Here is a 16,025-nt window from a genome sequence, read left to right as displayed (position 1 = left end):
GGCATCATTCTTCACGTCGCTATCGAACGCTGATCCTGATGCCGTTCACGTTGGAGATCACAATTCCGTAGGAAGCCGGTTGATCTGCAGTTTTGGCCGCTATTTTCCCGGAGGAAGCCGAAAGGAGGCAGTTCCATGGATCTATCTTCTGAAAACGTAATCGCCGTTCTCGGACCCGTCGACGAAACCTTGGTTGCCGATATCCTGGCGACAGGGGCTTCTGTTCGCGATCTGGCCGAAGCTTGGGCTTGGGTGAATGCTGACGAAGCGCTGATGAACGAAGGACGAAAACTGCCAACGGGAAAGGTAGCGGAGCTGGTCGATCTGCTGGAGATCGATGATGAAGAGCCTTGATCGTCAGACGCCCGTCGATTTTGGCTGATCGTCCAGGAGATCTGTCATGCCGGCTCTCACACAAATGCAGACACTGGTAACGAGAGGAAGCTGCGGGATTGGCGCTGGCATCGTCAAGACGTTGGCAGAACGAGGGCGCCGGCCTATCACAGCTTTGCCGATAGGGGACAAATGGCTTGCCTTTAAGATCACGATCGGGCCACGGCAACAAAAAGGAATTGCCCTTGCCTGCTGATGCGAAACAGTATGGGTTTGTTCTGCTGACGGGACTTCGCCCACTGCTCTTCGATATCGGATGGTTGGGTTACGCTCTGGTTGTTGGCCGACACGATCACATCGCCGGCCTCAAGACCGTTGTCAGCGGCGAGACTATCAGGTGCCACGTCTTGCACAAACACTCCGGTGGTGCCCGGCGGGACACCTAGCTGCTGAAGCGCTTCCTCCGGGATAGGGCCGAGCGATAGTCCAAGCTGGCCGCCCGCTTCCGGCGTTGGCGCAATGGCACTCGTCGGTGTCTCGTTATCGGTGCGCTCGCCAATGGTTACAGTGACCTCCTGCGCGGAACCGCCACGGTTACTGGCGAGCGTTGCTGTCGTCCCCGGCTTTTGGTTCGTCACTGCAAGCGTCAGGTCACGGGGGCTCTGGATATCCCTGTCGTTAAAACGCGTGATCACATCACCCGACTGTACGTCTGCCTTTCCAGCGGGGCTGCCCGGATCGACGGAAGCGACCAACGCCCCCTTGCTGTCCGGTATTCCGAGCGCCCGGGCAATCGATGGGGTGACCTCCTGGAGATGCACCCCGATAAAGCCGCGCTCGATCCGGCCCGTCCGGATCAACTGCTCGACGACGGGCCGGGCGGTGCGGGATGGTACTGCGAAACCAATGCCGATGCTGCCGCCCGATGGCGAGACAATGGCGGTATTGACGCCGATCACTTCGCCCCGCGCATTGAACAGGGGGCCGCCGGAATTGCCCTGGTTGACTGAGGCGTCAGTCTGAAGAAAGTCGTCATAAGGGCCGGCTTGAATGTCGCGCGAACGAGCAGAAAGCACTCCGACAGTGACGGTTCCCCCGAGCCCGAAGGGGCTGCCGATCGCGATGGTCCACGCACCCGGCTGCAAGGCGTCCGAGTCACCCCAGACGGTCGCCGCCATATCGGGCCGCGGATCTATTTTCAGCACCGCAATATCGGTTGCCGAATCATGACCGACGAGCCGAGCGGGCGCAGTGCGCTTATCGGTGAAGACGACATGAATTTCATTGGCATCAGCAACAACATGGTTGTTCGTGACGATATAGCCATCCTTGCTGATCACAAAACCGGAGCCAAGGGCCTCTCGCACCTGTGGCTGGATCGGTGCGGAGCCGCGGCCATCGAGAGGACTGAGGAAATCGTTCGTTGGCTGATCTTCGATAATCTGCCTGGTCGTGATTGCGACTACGGCCGGTATCTTCTGGCGTACGATAGCGGTGAAGTCGTTGGGGATTTCCTGCGCTGCGACCGGAGCAATACCGGCGGCCGAGAGCATCAGAATGCCAGCAATCATGCTGACATATATTCGCTTTTTCGAACCTGGAAACATGGTTTATCACTCCCGTTTCAATAATTTCGATGGCGCAACCGGTTAAAGTTTCCCCGACTGCTTCCGCTATTATTCAAGCATCGAATTCGCGGCTGCCGCGCTCCAAACGCTGGCCCATGCTTCAAACCTGTCCGGTATTGATCCGAAAGGCCTTATCAAACCGGCGGTACGGACACGGAGTGTTCGGAACCGATCGCGGATTTGAGCCGTCGACTTCACGGAGTCTGCCGGCAAATATTATCGGTTAACGGGCGACGAGGCAGCGCCCTTTCGGTCGTATCCGTAACCAGATCCCTCCGGAAAAGTTCCCTGACGAGACTACGCCTTGCAACGAAACGATCTGCTGACCCAAATGGCCAAACGCGAAATAAATCCGGACGCGGTAGTCGCCTAACCGGCCGCTCCGCACGTCGTTCAAACGCTCTCTAAATGGAGGCTGAAATGAACCAGTGGACAAACGCCAAGCTCTGCGACGTAGCCAACCTGATCCTTGGAGCGATATCGTTCTTCTCTCCCTGGCTTTTCGCTTTCGCGGCAGGCCCGCAGTCGCAGAACGCCTTTGCCAGCGGGATCGTCATTGTCGTGCTTTCGATTGCCGCGCTCGCTGCATATGCCGTCTGGGAAGAGTGGATCAATCTCATTGTTGGACTGTGGGCCCTCGCCTCACCTTGGCTGCTTGGGTTTCAAGCGACCACGGCGATGACGGTGCACGTGATAATCGGCATTCTGGTCGCCGTTCTGGCGGCTATCGAACTCTGGTTGATGCATCAGAACCCGCCGACGCACTCGGCAGCCTGAACGCATCGCCGCCAGCTGTATAAACTCGTCTGCTATTGCCACTTCGGGGCAACAGTCAGCGCGAGGACGGTTGCCCTTTATATCCGTGCGCAGGCCGTCGCAGGCGATCGATCCGGCACTGGCGGATGAACCCATGAGAATGCCGGCGGCTTTCATCCTGATGCGCCGATCGCCCCATAAACTGCCGCCGAGGGCATTCCCTCGCCACATTTGCCAATAACAATCGCGGCTGTCTTTTCATCCGGTGAACATGAAAGGAAGTCGTCATGGAAATTCCAGATAGCCCATTCTCGTGTCCTGTGACTACGCGTCTGCAATCAGGCCTTGAGCACACGTTTCAGAATGCATACGACGCTTTGGATTTTCTTGAGAACGAATGGCCATCGCGTCGCGGGGAACTTTGGCACAGAGCAGTTCGCAAATGCCGTGCCGCGATGGAAAGTTCCGCACCCTCCGATATCGCCCAGGAAGCCTTCGTATCCGCTTGCCTTGAGGCGGGCATGCCTTTTGTCTGGACAGATGACATAGAATTTTCCCAGGCCCCCGCGGGGAGGAGGGCGGCCCCATCACATTGACCGGACTGTTCCTTTGAGGTGGCCCACCTCCCCTGCCCTCGCCCCCCCCACTTTCGACCACTGCGTTTTCTGCAAAAGGATGATCGTCATCCCGATTGTGCAGCAAGCGTGGTCGAAGGTGGGGCATGCCCGATCTTCATGTCTTCAGGATTGCGGTTTTGGGCGGCTCGTCATTCTCATCCGGATTGGGATTCGGCTCTTCGTCGGGCAGACGGTCTGGTTCAGGCTCCTTGATGGGAGGTATCGGCGTGACTGGTGGTGGCACCGGAGGTACAGGATGGGGAATGGGTTCGACAGGATCTTGAGCCATTGCAAATCTCCTTTCTGGCCCAAACCGAGATTCTGTAATTGGGTTCCAGTGCGGAGGAGCTCATTGCTGTCTGCGCAGGTGGCCAAAGCGAAAACCGCCTGATACGGCGGCACGAACCATCATCATTTCTCCGATCGTCTCATGCGTCATGAGGCCTATGAGACGATCCGCACCGTCTACAACGGCGATTGCTGGCACATTTCCTTGCTGCATCAATCGCAGGCTCTCTTCCAGGCTTTTGCGATAATGGATTTTTGGAATATCGACGCGCATCGCGCTTGCGACAGGCGTGTCCGGACCCTTGTCCTTCAAGCTGCGGATCATGTCGTCACGCGTCAGAAGACCTTCAAAACGGCCGTCGGAATCGACCACCGGAAATTCGCGTTGTGTTGTCGCAAGCAGCATTTCAATTGCCTCGTCGATACTCGCCGAACGATCAAGCCTTGCGAATTTGGTGACCATGACATCGCTGATCAGAATGCTGCCGGAGACTTCGCGGATCTGCGCGTTCTGCGCTTCTGCCGCCGCTGCGAGATAAACGAAGATGCCGATGAAAATCAGCAGCGGGTTATAGAAGAGGCCCGCGAAAACAAAAACGAAGGCAAGCCCTTGGCCGGTCGCGGCGGCAATCTGTGTGGCACGCGACCAGGTGAGACGCGAGGCGAGAGCGGCGCGCAGCACCCGGCCTCCATCCATCGGAAAGGCGGGGATCATGTTGAAGAAGACAAGAAAGATGTTGACGCCGGCGAGCCTCGTCAAGAAGCCGATACCCGGATCATCGACTTTGACGATCTGCTCCACTCCCACCGATACGCCGAGCACAAGAACGATCAGCCCGGCGATCGCCACATTGACCAGCGGACCGGCGATGGCAATCAGCAGTTCCTGATATGGCTCTTCGGGCATGCGCTCAAGACGAGCGACACCACCAATCGGCAACAAGGTAATATCCGGCGTTTTGATCCCGAAGTAGCGCGCAACGGCGATATGACCGAACTCGTGCAATACGACGCAGGCAAAGACGGATAGGATGAAGGCAATGCCCTCCCACGCAGCCGGCGCGCCGCCCATCCGATAATGCGCGAGCCATACCCAGACAAGCAGGAGCGCAAAGGTGATGTGCATGCGCACTGCCGTGCCGCCGACCGTCCCGATCTTGAAGGACCAACCCATCAGGCACTCCCTTCCGTTCTCTTTTTTGCCGGCGATGACGTTCCCCGTACACCAACAACGAAGTTGCATGGCTTCCGGTTGCCTCGCGAGGATTTCGGCTGCGTCGAGCAGCGACCATCCTGGACGACGTGCCGTCCTTCCTGTTGCCGAAGCGCGGATGGAAGCGTGAATGCCGCCCAGGCGGCAAGCGCCTCCAGCGGCCCTCCGCGCAGCAAGCCCAGAGCAAAACCAACTTGGCTGGAAGCCGGACTTGGCAGAAACTGACAGAGCGCGACGAGGTCTGCATACCCCGACGCGTCAATCCATTTCCGGCGGATGACCAGCTCGTTGCGGAAATAGGCGGTTACTCCGCAGGAATTCACAGTCCGCGCACTCTCGAAATCCGATATCGGGAACCGAGAATAGAGGCAAAGAGTTAAACCCTGAACCGGCCAAGAACTGGCGAGTTGATCGAAACGTCCACCATAGGAGAGACCCCATGGCTAACCGAGCCGATCATGATCCGCGTCACCATACGCAGAAGATGCAACGGCATCTTCAGGAGACAATGGACCATCTCCGGGAAGATATCGAAAAAGTCGATGAACCTCAGTTGAAGGCAATGTTCGAGACATCCGCGGAAGTGCTGGGCGGTCTGAAGAAGGCATTCTCCGACTATGAGCAAAAAAACGAGGCCGCGTGGCAATGACTGCGGATGACCATCTTCGAACCTGAAGTTGCGGCAACTGCGCTTCCCGTCAGGAACCTAAGCCGGCTTCCCAAGTTTCGGGTGCTTGCGCAGCAATCTTCGGAGGCATCCCTTGGCTCAAGCTCAGCGCGCCGTTCCTGATGACGAAGCGAACCGCCCCACCGATCCCGAAGACGAGAACCGGGAAAGGGAAGCGCAGGCATCCGATCAGAAGGAAGATGAAAAGAAGCCCTCACTCATCCGCCGGCATCCCTGGAGGATCATTTTAGCGGCAATTGCGCTGATCGCGCTGGTGTTGGCGGCCTATTTCGTCTGGCTGATCTATTTCCATCCCTACGAGACGACCGATGACGCCTTTGTGGACGCCCGCAGCTTTTCGCTGGCAGCCAAGGTTTCCGGTTATATCGATGAGGTTGCCGTCCGTGACAACCAGCACGTCGCTGCTGGCGCGGTGATCGCCAGGATCAACCCGCGCGACTATCAGATTGCCGTCGATCAGGCCGAGGCCCAGATCGAATACGCAAACGCCGCGATCGCCAATGCCGCCGCCCAGATCGAGGTCGCAACCGCGGCCGTGGACGAAGCGCGCGCACAGGAAGCCTCCACCGTGGCTGCACTGCAATTTGCCCAGGACGAGGCGACTCGCGAACGCCGGCTCGTCCAGGGCGGAGCCGGCAGCCAACAGGCCTCGCAGCAGGCTGAAGCGAATCTGCGGCAGGCTCAGGCCGCCTATAATCAGGCGCAAGCGCGCGTCACGTCGGCAATGAAGAATAAAGTGGCTGCCGAGGCCCAGCGCAATAGCGCCGCCGCCAGCCTCAAGCAGGCAGAAACCCAGCGGGAAAGCGCCGAACAGAATCTTAATTATACCACGCTGACCGCAGCTCAGCCCGGGCGCGTCGTGAAACTGAGCGGCTCGAAGGGCCAGTTCGTCGAAGCCGGCCAGGCGATTGCCATGTTCGTTCCAGATGAAATCTGGGTGACCGCGAATTTCAAGGAAACGCAACTCGCCGACATGCGGCCTGGCCAGCCGGTCGATCTGACGATCGATGCCTATCCGGACCACGTCCTGCACGGCAAGGTGGACTCGGTCCAGCCGGGTTCGGGCACGGCCTTCTCTCTGTTGCCCGCAGAAAACGCGACCGGCAACTACGTGAAGGTAATTCAGCGCGTGCCGGTGAAAATCGTTGTCGACCAATGGCCGACGGATGTGGGGATCGGTCCCGGCATGTCGGTCGTACCGACCGTGACCGTGAGGCCAAGGAACTGACATGGCCAATGCAGCGACGACAGGCGGCGCTGGCGAAGAACGTGCGGACCGCAGCACCAATCCATGGCTGGTGGCGGTGGTCGTTGCTCTCGCCGTCTTCATGGAAGTACTGGACACGACGATCGCCAATGTCGCGCTACGCTATATTTCCGGCGGCCTGGCTATCAGTTCCGACGAAGCTTCCTGGGTCGTCACGACTTATCTCATTTCCAATGCAATCGCTCTGATCGCTTCGAGTTTCGTCGCCCAGCGTTACGGCCGCAAGCGCTTCTATCTCATCTGCCTTGCGCTTTTTACGGTCGCGTCGATTCTCTGCGGGCTCGCCTGGAATCTGCCCTCGCTCCTGATCTTCCGGATGATCCAGGGTTTTGCCGGCGGCGGCATGGTACCGGTGTCGCAATCGATCCTGAGCGATTCCTTTCCGCCGGAAAAACGCGGTCAGGGTTTTGCGGTGTTCGGCATCGCAGTGGTCGTTGCTCCGGTGATCGGCCCAACGCTCGGCGGCTACATCTCCGACAACTTCTCCTGGCACTGGTGTTTCCTGATCAACGGGCCTGTCGGCGCCTTCGCCCTTGTGCTCGTCTATCTCCTGGTGCAGGAGCCGGAAGCGCTGCGCAAGAAGCGCGAGGAAATGCGGCGCCAGGGTATTCGTTTCGACGTAATCGGGTTTCTCCTGGTCGCGACTTTCCTCGGGGCGCTGGAGCTGGTGCTTGACCGCGGTCAGGTGGAAGACTGGTTCGACTCGACCTTCATCATCGTCACCTCCGTGATCTGCGTCTCTGCCTTGCTGGCCTCGATCCCATGGCTTCTGACGGCGAAAAATCCTGCCGCCGATATCAGGCTGCTCGCCACCCGGCAGTTCAGCTCCTGCTTTATCGTCATGCTGGCAACCGGCGCAATTCTGATTGCCACGACGCAGTTCGTGCCGCAGGTGCTGCAGCAAAACTACGGGTACACCGCCACTTGGGCCGGCCTGGCGCTGTCTCCCGGCGGTTTCGTGACCATGGTCATGATGTTCGTCGCCGGGCAGTTGAGTTCGAAAGTCCAGCCAAAATACCTGATCGCCATCGGCGCCGGCATTATTGCCTTCGCGATGTATGATGTGACCCGTTTGAACCCCGACCTGAACTTCGGTTTTTTCGTCTGGTCGAGGCTCTATCTGGGGCTCGGCCTGCCGCTCATCTTCATTCCGATCACCTCGGCGTCCTATGCCGGGCTCAGGCCGGACCAGACGGACCAGGCTTCCGCGCTCATCAATGCGGCGCGCAACACCGGTGGTTCGATCGGCGTATCGATCGCCTCCAACGTGCTTGCCCATCGCGAACAGTGGCACCAGAGCCGGCTGGTGGAGCACATCGTGCCCTCCGACCCGGCCTTTATCGAGACGATGCGGAACCTGCAGCATTTCCTTACGGAACGCGGCTCGTCCATGGCGGATGCGCAAAACCAGGCAATCGGCCTTATCGGCGAACAGGTACGGACGCAGGCGAGTTATCTCGCCTATATCGATGTCTTCCATGTGCTTGCGGTCATCTCTGCCTGCGCGATCCCGCTGGCGCTCATCCTGCGCAATATAGATTTGAAGACCGGTGGCGGCGGTGGGGCGCACTGACGCGTTCCGCGAACAATGCGGGGTTCATTGCTGTCGCCCAGGCTCATCGCGAAGTAGAGCATTGCTCTATTCACCGAATGGATAGGTTTCCGGCATGCTACGATGATGCTCGGGGCCGAGCGGCGTCACCGCTTGGGTCTCGTCGAACCAGACATAGGCATCGAATTGCTCGGGAAGGACCGCCTGACTGTAGTGGCTCCACAGCTCTGTGTCGGGTCGGTAGATGACGCCGATGAAGCGCTCGAGCCGCGGCTCCGAGAGGCGGCGTCTCAAAGGCTCGTATTTGCCAGGCGAAAGGTCGAGGAGGAAGCGGTGCTTATCGGCCTCATGGCACAGGCGCTCGTAGCTATCGTGGCGAGAGGGATTGACATGCATGACTTGCATATCGCCATCCCAGTCGTTCGCGGCGGCCACCGTGCCGGTATGGGTGCCGAAACCGATCAAGGCCGCCTCGCCTGCGAAAGCCTCTCTGCAGAGTTGGCCGATGTTGAGCTCATCACGCGTTGCGCCCATATCGGTAAAGCGTGCGTCGCCGACGTGGCTGTTATGCGCCCAGACGACCGCCTTGGCATCCGGTCCCTTCGCGTCGAGCAGGTGCCGCAACGTTTCGAACATGTGGGTGTCACGCAGGTTCCAGCTTTCCGCTCCGCCATAATACATGATGCGGTAATAGCGCTCCGCGGATGCGATCAGCCGGGCGTTCTGGGTGGCATCGAGAAAGGCGTCGCCGTCGTTGTTCGCATAGTCGAGCCGCTTGCGCAGCAGCGCCTGGCACTGCTCGATCACCTCCTGCTCGCATTCCACATAACCCCGGCTGAGCGCCGCCCGGCCGTAGGTGGCCGGGTTCTTCTGCCAGGGCGTCAGACAGCCATAACGCTCGCGCGCCACAGCCGCCGCCTCCGGATCGACCCGATCCAGATAGTCCAGCACGGCCCCGATCGAGCCGGACATGTTGTAGATGTCGAGCCCGTAGAAGCCGGCCCGATCCTCCATGGCATCGAGGCCCGCATTACGTTCCCACATCCATTCGGTCAGTGCCCGAACTTCCGTGTTGCGCCACATCCAGGTCGGGAAACGTTGGAACGAAGGCTCCTCACGTTCGGACGCGGTCCGGTGTCGGACGTATCGGTCAACTCTCGCCGCATCCGGCCAATCCGCCTCGACTGCGACAATCGTGTATCCCCGATGGACGATCAGGTGGCGCGTGATTGCGGCACGGGCTCGATAAAATTCAGCCGTCCCGTGGCTTGCTTCGCCCAGCAAAACCACACGTCGGTCGCCGAAGCGGTCGAACAGGCGGCCGAAGGCGGGATCGTCGAAATCCGGCAGGTCCTCGGCCGCTTGGGCAATCGTCTCCGGCAGGCTCTGCTTGCGCGAGGCGCCGGGCTTGTGATTGCTCGCGGCGCGCCGACCATCCTCGGACCATCCCTGCTCCCCGATCAGCGGCACGAACATCACCGCTCCGAGGTTCGATTCCTCATAGCTCGTCGCGGTGCACCGGACGACCTTGCAGAGGGTCTGGCTAAACTCCTTTCCCACGGGGATCACCAGCCGCCCGCCCACCGCGAGCTGCTCCTTCAGTGCCGGCGGCACTGCCGGACCGCCTGCGGCCACCAGGATAGCGTCAAAGGGTGCATGCTCCGGCAGTCCGCGTGTACCGTCGCCGGCGATCACGTCGATATTGTCGTAGCCGAGATCCGTCAGCCGCTGTCTTGCGGATGCGACCAGAGCTTCATGCCGTTCGATTGCATAGACGCGCTCGGCGATTTGACCGATCACCGCCGCCGCATATCCGGAACCGGCGCCGACCTCGAGCACACGGTCACCCGGACGCACCTCCGCCGCCTCGATCATCGCAGCAACGATATAGGGCTGGGAGATGGTTTGCCCCTCCTCGATCGCCAGCGGGGTGTCCTCATAGGCGAATTCTGCCATGCCGTCGGCAACGAAATGTTCCCTCGGCACGGTGCGCATCGCGTTCAGGACATGCTCATCCCGTATCCCGCGCCGCTTTATCTGGACCTCGACCATCTGATCGCGCACGCGCTGGTAGTCGGCCATCCTGGCCTCCTTCCCTTCCGCTCACCTTTCGGACGCCGAGCGTGTTCACCTCCTGTCACAGGACCGGTTCAGGCGCTAGCCAACAAAGATCGGGAAGCGCTCAGCATCGATCGACATAGCGGTTTCCGTTGCTGTCGCGGTAGTAGCAGCGGCCGGGTTGCCCGGCGACATTCCCGATCAGGGCGCCTGACACGCCACCCACGGCCGCACCAACCGCGGCGCCGCGAACATTGCCCGTTGCTACCCCGCCGACGACGGCACCCGTGGCAGCGCCAATCCCGGCACCCTTCTCTGTTGACGTGCAAGCTGTCAGGCACAACCCGACACAGCCGATGACCATGAACTTCTTCATTTGAATCTCCGTTCCAGTTTGCCCCCGAGATTGGCTTGTCTCCTTGGCCGTCATGGCACGCGACAGGCCGAGCGTCGGCTTTGACTGGACCGTCACGCCGAATTTTGTAAACCGGGACGGCTGCCCGAAGTTCCAAAACAATTGAGGATGGCTCGAACGGCCTGATATCGCCAATGCATATCTGCGCGACCCCTTATGCTCATCCGGGTTGGAAACTGGTCGGCGCACGGGGGAGTTTGAATGTCTCAGCAATGCCGGAACAATTGGTTCTCACGGCAGTTCCGTCGGTTGTCTTGTCAGGAGGCCCCATGGCGGTCGATCGTTCCAACTCGCATATTCGTTCGGAGGTCGTGGATCTGATACCCGCGCTCCGATCCTTCGCACGGCGATTTCACCGGACATCGACCGACGTCGATGATCTCGTGCAGGAGACCCTTCTCAGAGCGCTGGCGAATATCGACAAATTTCAACCGGGGACCAGCCTGAAATCCTGGCTCTTCACCATCATGCGGAACACGTTCTGCACGAAGTTCGGGCTTGCCAAGCGGGAGGTGATCGGTCTGGGAGAAGGCATTTCGCCACAGCCGTCGGTCCAGGCGCCTCAAGAATGGTCGGTTCGTGCCCGGGAACTCGAGAAAGCATTTTCGGAGTTGCCCGCTCACTATCGCCAGGCTCTGGATATCGTCCTGATCCAGGGGGAGAGCTACGAGGTTGCAGCACAACGTTGCGACTGCCCGCTCGGGACGATCAAGAGCCGGGTCAACCGTGCCCGCATCCATCTTGCCGCCCAGCTCGGAGAAAATATCTAGTCCAATATCGGCGCCCCCCGTCGCGGAAGGAGACGCCGAGAGATTGGCCGTAAGGACGATAGGAACAATCCCTACCGGCTGCCGTTAGGCGCCTATTCAACCGCCGGATCTCCCAACGAAAGGCAGCCCCGATGGACAAAGGGACCCCAAGCTCCGCCCTTCCGACCTGCGCAATCTCGCTCAACATCAACGGCACGAACCGCGTGCTTGATATTCACCCATGGGTCACGTTGCTCGATCTGCTGCGTGGTCCGATGGAGTTGACGGGCACCAAGAAAGGCTGCGACCACGGCCAGTGTGGCGCCTGTACGGTCCTCATCGACGGCGAACGGGTGAACGCATGCCTGAAGCTCGCCGTGTCGATCGACGGCGCCGAGATCACCACGATCGAAGGATTGGGAACGCCCCAAGACATGCATCCGATGCAAAAGGCCTTCGTGGAGCACGATGCTTTTCAATGCGGTTACTGCACGGCCGGCCAGATCTGTTCCGCTGTCGGCCTTGTTGCCGAAGGCCGAGCTCATAGCCGCGCCGAAATCCGGGAGCTGATGAGCGGTAATCTCTGTCGCTGCGGCGCCTATACCAATATCGCCGATGCGATCGAGCATGTCCTCGACCAGGAAGGTGTAACACCACTGCGGGAGGCTGCGGAATGAGACCGTTTTCCTACACCCGCGCCGAAACCGTTCAGGATGCCGTTATCGCGCTTGCGGCGGATCCGGGCGCGCAGCTTCTCGCCAGCGGCACCAATCTGGTCGACCTGATGAAATACGACGTCGCGCATCCGACTGCGATCGTCGATATCAACCGGCTGCCCCTGAAGGAGATCGAGGATCTGCCCGGCGGCGGCTTGCGCATCGGAGCGCTCGCCAGCAATTCGGCCGTGGCTTATGACAGGCGTGTTCAGGAGCGCTATCCGCTGCTCTCCAGTGCCATTTTGGCCGGCGCCTCTCCGCAGCTTCGCAATGCCGCCACCACCGGCGGAAACCTGCTGCAACGCACCCGTTGCTTCTATTTCTATGATCCCTCTACCCCCTGCAACAAGCGCGAACCGGGCTCCGGCTGTTCCGCGATTGGCGGAACCAACCGCATTCACGCCATTCTCGGCGCAAGTGACAAGTGCATCGCCACCCACCCCTCGGATATGTGTGTGGCGCTTGCGGCGCTGGGCGCGACGGTGGAAATCGAGGGACCCGACGGACGGCGTGATCTTGCCATGACAGACTTTCATCGGCTTCCCGGCGATCAACCTGAGCGCGACAACACCTTGGCCCCTGGTGAGATGGTGACGGCCATCCGCCTCGAAGGCAATCACTTCGCCCGCCACCATACCTATCTGAAACTGCGCGGCCGTCTTTCCTACGCGTTTGCGCTCGTTTCGGTAGCGGCAGCCATCGATATCGCCGACGGCGAAATCGTCGACCTGCGCGTGGCGCTGGGCGGCGTCGCCCATAAACCTTGGCGCGATACGTTGGCGGAGGCCGAGTTCGCCGGACAGCCGGCGGACGAGGCTACTTTCCGCGGTATCGCCGGGCGGCTCCTTGCTGCAGCCAAGGGCCAGGGCGGCAATGATTTCAAAATCCCCCTCGCGGAAAAGGCGATCGTCCGAGCCCTCAGACAGGCCGCCTCCGGCACGCCGCAGGATCAGGTCGTCAAAGCCGTACAGTGAGGAGGCAGGACCAATGCTGAACGAAACCAAAGTCGTCGGGCTTCCGCTTTCGCGTATCGACGGCCCCCTGAAAGTCAGCGGCAGCGCCAAATACGCCGCCGATCATGGTGGTCACGGCATGCTCCATGGCTACGCTGTCCCTGCGACCGTCGCGACCGGCCGGATTGTCGAAATTGAAACCGGCCTGGCGGAACGCTTCCCCGGCGTCATCAAGATCTATACCCACGAAAACCGGCCGAGGACTGCAAAGGACGACGACAAATGGAAGGACGCGGTCGCCCTTCCGGGTCATCCCTTCCGGCCGCTTGAAAACGATCGTATCCTCTATGACGGCCAGCCGATCGCCATGGTCGTCGCCGAGAGCTTCGAGGCTGCACGCGACGCGGCTTCACTGGTGCGTGTGCGCTACGTTGCCGAGGAACCGCATACGGATCTCGGCCGTGAACAGACACGCAGCTACGTTCCCCCTCAGCCGCGCAGGGAGGAGTTCGTTCCGCCCGAGCCGCGCGGCGACCCGCAGGGCGCCTTTGGCGACGCTCCTTTCAAGATCTCCAGCGAATACAGGCTGGAAGGCGAATATCATAACCCGATGGAACTCTTCGCCTCGACCGTGCTGTGGGAGAAGGACGGTTTTCTCACCATCCACGATAAGACGCAGGGCTCGCAGAACTCGCGCGATTACGTCTGCAACGTCTTTGGGCTCGATCCGGAAAAGGTGACGGTGAAGAACAGTTTTGTCGGCGGCGCTTTCGGCTCGGGCTTGCGCCCGAAACATCAGCTTTTCCTCGCCGTCATGGCGGCTCTGGATCTGAAGCAGTCCGTCAAGGTGGAGATGAGCCGGCGCGAGATGTTCTATCTCACCTGGCGTCCCGCGACGATCCAGACCGTCTCGCTGGCTGCGGACCGGGAGGGCCGGCTTTTGTCGGTCATGCATCATGCGCTGCAGGCGACGTCTCGTTACGAGGACTATCAGGAAAACGTCGTCAACTGGTCCGGCCTCGCCTACAAATGCGACAATGTCAGGCTCTCCTACGGGCTGGCCGAACTCGATGTCTCGACACCGGGCGACATGCGCGCGCCGGGAGCCGCGACCGGGGTTACCGCCCTCGAGATGGCGATGGATGAACTCGCCTACGAAGTCGGCATCGATCCCGTCGAGCTCCGACTGCGCAATTTCGCCACGCGAGACCAGAACCAGGACAAGCAGTTCACCTCCAAGGCGCTGGACGCGTGTTATCGCGAGGGCGCCGCGCGCTTCGGCTGGGACGGCCGATCCTTCGCGCCACGCTCGATGCGCGACGGCAACGACCTCGTCGGTTGGGGCATGGCGACCGGCATCTGGGAGGCGACAATCATGCCGGCGGAGGCCAAGGTCCGGCTGTCGGCAGACGGCAAGGCCGCTGTTTCTGCGGCTGCATCGGACATCGGCACGGGCACCTATACAGTTCTCGGCCAGGTCGCCGCCGAGGCACTCGGAGTGCCGATCGACGATGTGACGGTGCTGATAGGTGATTCCAGCCTGCCGAAAACCGGCGTCGAAGGAGGCTCATGGACCGCAGCCTCCAGCGGTTCGGCTGTTCAGGCTGCCTCGGACGCCGTGCGCAACACGTTGTTGAAGCACGCCAAATCGATGCCGAATTCACCCTTCGGACAAGCTTCGCAGGATGAGGTCACCCTTGCGGAGGGCCGCCTCGTGCTCGATCGAAACCACCAGGTGGGCGTTTCGATCGGCGACATCATGGACGCTGCGGGCGTTTCCTTTATCGAGGAGCATGGCAAGGTCGCTCCCGATCAGGAACAGGCCAAGAAATTTATCAGCTACACCCACTCCGCCGTATTCGTGGAGGTGAAGGTGGATGAGGAATTGGGTGTCCCACGCGTGACCAGGGTTGTCTCGGCCGTCGCCGGCGGCCGCGTCCTTAATCCCAAGACGGCCCGCAGCCAGATCCTCGGCGGCGTGGTAATGGGGGTCGGCATGGCGCTGCACGAGGAAGGAATGGTCGATCATCGCACCGGTCGGATCATGAACCACAACATCGCGGAATATCACATGCCGGCGCATGCGGATGTCGAGGACATCGAGGTGATCTTCGTCCATGAGGAGGATGACAAGGTGAGCCCCCTCGGCGCCAAGGGCCTCGGCGAGATCGGCATCATCGGCGTTGCCGCAGCGGTCTCCAACGCGATCTTCCACGCGACCGGCAAACGCATCCGTCACTTCCCGATCACGATCGACAAGATCCTGGAAACCAGCGAGGAGGTCAGGTGCTCTTGAATCTCGGCGGACAATAACCAAATCGATTCTGCTTCTTTTTCATCCGGCATGTGAAAGGAGGAGATCATGAACATTCCGGAAATGCCGTTCCGCGCCCCGGTGAACATCCGGCTGCCAAACGGCCTGGATCATACTTTTCACAACGTCTACGATGCGTTGGACTTTCTCGAGAACGAATGGCCGCTCAAGCACGGAGAACGCTATGACCGCGCCGTCCACAGATGCCGGGCGGCACTGAAGAGAATAGCGCCCGTCGAGATCGCGCGCGAAGCCTTCATTGCCGCATGCCTTGAAGCCGGCATGCCGATGGTGGTGGTTGCAGCTGGAACGTCGTCTTCGGCCAAAGCGCCCCCGATGCCTGTTTCCGCCTAACCAGCCATCCGTGGTGGGGCGGCTGGTTTCCGCCGCCTCCCCATCCCAACCATTGCGGTTGGCCGACATTTTCATTGGAAATGCCGTTCGGGCGGTGCTTCGGCACCTGTGTCACGGATGGCGC

The 16,025-nt window shown here is 60.4% G+C and carries 15 protein-coding genes and 1 pseudogene; 11 read left to right on the top strand and 5 right to left on the bottom strand.

Translation table 11 applies throughout. The features are described 5' to 3' along the window. Nucleotides 1–135: 135 nt before the first annotated feature. The gene (locus MOV63_RS20120) at nt 136–354 is read left to right on the top strand and encodes a hypothetical protein (RefSeq protein ID WP_247036224.1); all 219 of its coding nucleotides are present in this window, start codon (nt 136–138) and stop codon (nt 352–354) included. A 188-nt stretch (nt 355–542) separates the two neighbouring features. On the opposite strand, the gene MOV63_RS20115 is transcribed toward MOV63_RS20120, so the two are convergent. Continuing rightward, nucleotides 543–1,940, bottom strand: a complete 1,398-nt coding sequence (locus MOV63_RS20115; RefSeq protein ID WP_247036222.1) for a Do family serine endopeptidase — start codon at nt 1,938–1,940, stop codon at nt 543–545. A gap of 441 nt (nt 1,941–2,381) precedes the next feature. Between MOV63_RS20115 and MOV63_RS20110 the strand changes: the two genes are divergently transcribed. Both MOV63_RS20110 and MOV63_RS20105 read left to right on the top strand, forming a co-directional pair. Next, nucleotides 2,382–2,738: an SPW repeat protein gene (locus MOV63_RS20110; protein ID WP_247036213.1), complete on the top strand. Its 357-nt coding sequence runs from the start codon at nt 2,382–2,384 to the stop codon at nt 2,736–2,738. A gap of 266 nt (nt 2,739–3,004) precedes the next feature. Next, nucleotides 3,005–3,313, top strand: coding sequence for a DUF982 domain-containing protein (locus MOV63_RS20105; protein ID WP_247036211.1), 309 nt, complete (start codon nt 3,005–3,007; stop codon nt 3,311–3,313). A gap of 370 nt (nt 3,314–3,683) precedes the next feature. Here MOV63_RS20105 and MOV63_RS20100 read toward each other — a convergent pair whose 3' ends face one another. Both MOV63_RS20100 and MOV63_RS20095 read right to left on the bottom strand, forming a co-directional pair. After that, nucleotides 3,684–4,796, bottom strand: coding sequence for a site-2 protease family protein (locus tag MOV63_RS20100; protein WP_247036209.1), 1,113 nt, complete (start codon nt 4,794–4,796; stop codon nt 3,684–3,686). Between the two features lie 149 nt (nt 4,797–4,945). After that, nucleotides 4,946–5,134, bottom strand: a pseudogene (locus tag MOV63_RS20095) (chromate transporter); the annotation flags it as partial. Nucleotides 5,135–5,274: 140 nt separating this feature from the next. Between MOV63_RS20095 and MOV63_RS20090 the strand changes: the two are divergent. The 3 genes from MOV63_RS20090 (at nt 5,275) to MOV63_RS20080 (ending at nt 8,363) form a co-directional block, all read left to right on the top strand. Beyond that, the gene (locus MOV63_RS20090; RefSeq protein WP_040125048.1) at nt 5,275–5,484 is read left to right on the top strand and encodes a hypothetical protein; all 210 of its coding nucleotides are present in this window, start codon (nt 5,275–5,277) and stop codon (nt 5,482–5,484) included. A 112-nt stretch (nt 5,485–5,596) separates the two neighbouring features. Then, on the top strand, nt 5,597–6,751 hold the full coding sequence (locus MOV63_RS20085) for an HlyD family secretion protein (RefSeq protein WP_247036206.1): 1,155 nt from the start codon (nt 5,597–5,599) through the stop codon (nt 6,749–6,751). 1 nt (nt 6,752) lies between these two features. Then, nucleotides 6,753–8,363 (top strand): DHA2 family efflux MFS transporter permease subunit, encoded by a 1,611-nt coding sequence (locus tag MOV63_RS20080; protein ID WP_247036204.1) that lies wholly within the window; start codon nt 6,753–6,755, stop codon nt 8,361–8,363. Between the two features lie 66 nt (nt 8,364–8,429). Here MOV63_RS20080 and MOV63_RS20075 read toward each other — a convergent pair whose 3' ends face one another. Both MOV63_RS20075 and MOV63_RS20070 read right to left on the bottom strand, forming a co-directional pair. Then, entirely contained in the window at nt 8,430–10,424 is a 1,995-nt protein-coding gene (locus tag MOV63_RS20075; protein ID WP_247036200.1) for a protein-L-isoaspartate(D-aspartate) O-methyltransferase, read from the bottom strand. Between the two features lie 100 nt (nt 10,425–10,524). Then, nucleotides 10,525–10,776 carry a YMGG-like glycine zipper-containing protein gene (locus tag MOV63_RS20070; protein ID WP_040125054.1) on the bottom strand — a complete coding sequence of 84 codons (252 nt, stop codon included), beginning with the start codon at nt 10,774–10,776 and terminating at the stop codon, nt 10,525–10,527. Nucleotides 10,777–11,084: 308 nt separating this feature from the next. Between MOV63_RS20070 and MOV63_RS20065 the strand changes: the two genes are divergently transcribed. The 5 genes from MOV63_RS20065 to MOV63_RS20045 all read left to right on the top strand — a co-directional run bounded on the left by MOV63_RS20065 (nt 11,085) and on the right by MOV63_RS20045 (nt 15,901). After that, nucleotides 11,085–11,585, top strand: a complete 501-nt coding sequence (locus MOV63_RS20065; RefSeq protein WP_051900518.1) for a sigma-70 family RNA polymerase sigma factor — start codon at nt 11,085–11,087, stop codon at nt 11,583–11,585. A 131-nt stretch (nt 11,586–11,716) separates the two neighbouring features. Further along, a complete protein-coding gene (locus MOV63_RS20060; RefSeq protein ID WP_247036199.1) occupies nt 11,717–12,241 on the top strand; it encodes a (2Fe-2S)-binding protein in 525 nt (174 codons plus the stop codon). After that, nucleotides 12,238–13,254: a xanthine dehydrogenase family protein subunit M gene (locus tag MOV63_RS20055; RefSeq protein ID WP_247036198.1), complete on the top strand. Its 1,017-nt coding sequence runs from the start codon at nt 12,238–12,240 to the stop codon at nt 13,252–13,254. Before MOV63_RS20060 ends, MOV63_RS20055 begins: the two co-directional genes overlap by 4 nt. Nucleotides 13,255–13,267: 13 nt before the next feature. Further along, nucleotides 13,268–15,529 (top strand): xanthine dehydrogenase family protein molybdopterin-binding subunit, encoded by a 2,262-nt coding sequence (locus MOV63_RS20050; RefSeq protein WP_247036195.1) that lies wholly within the window; start codon nt 13,268–13,270, stop codon nt 15,527–15,529. A 66-nt stretch (nt 15,530–15,595) separates the two neighbouring features. After that, entirely contained in the window at nt 15,596–15,901 is a 306-nt protein-coding gene (locus tag MOV63_RS20045; protein ID WP_247036193.1) for a DUF982 domain-containing protein, read from the top strand. Nucleotides 15,902–16,025: the final 124 nt, after the last annotated feature.

Origin of the sequence: Neorhizobium sp. SHOUNA12A (assembly GCF_023006505.1) — a bacterium.
Lineage (GTDB): Bacteria > Pseudomonadota > Alphaproteobacteria > Rhizobiales > Rhizobiaceae > Neorhizobium.
This window is presented reverse-complemented; position numbering and strand designations above follow the sequence as displayed.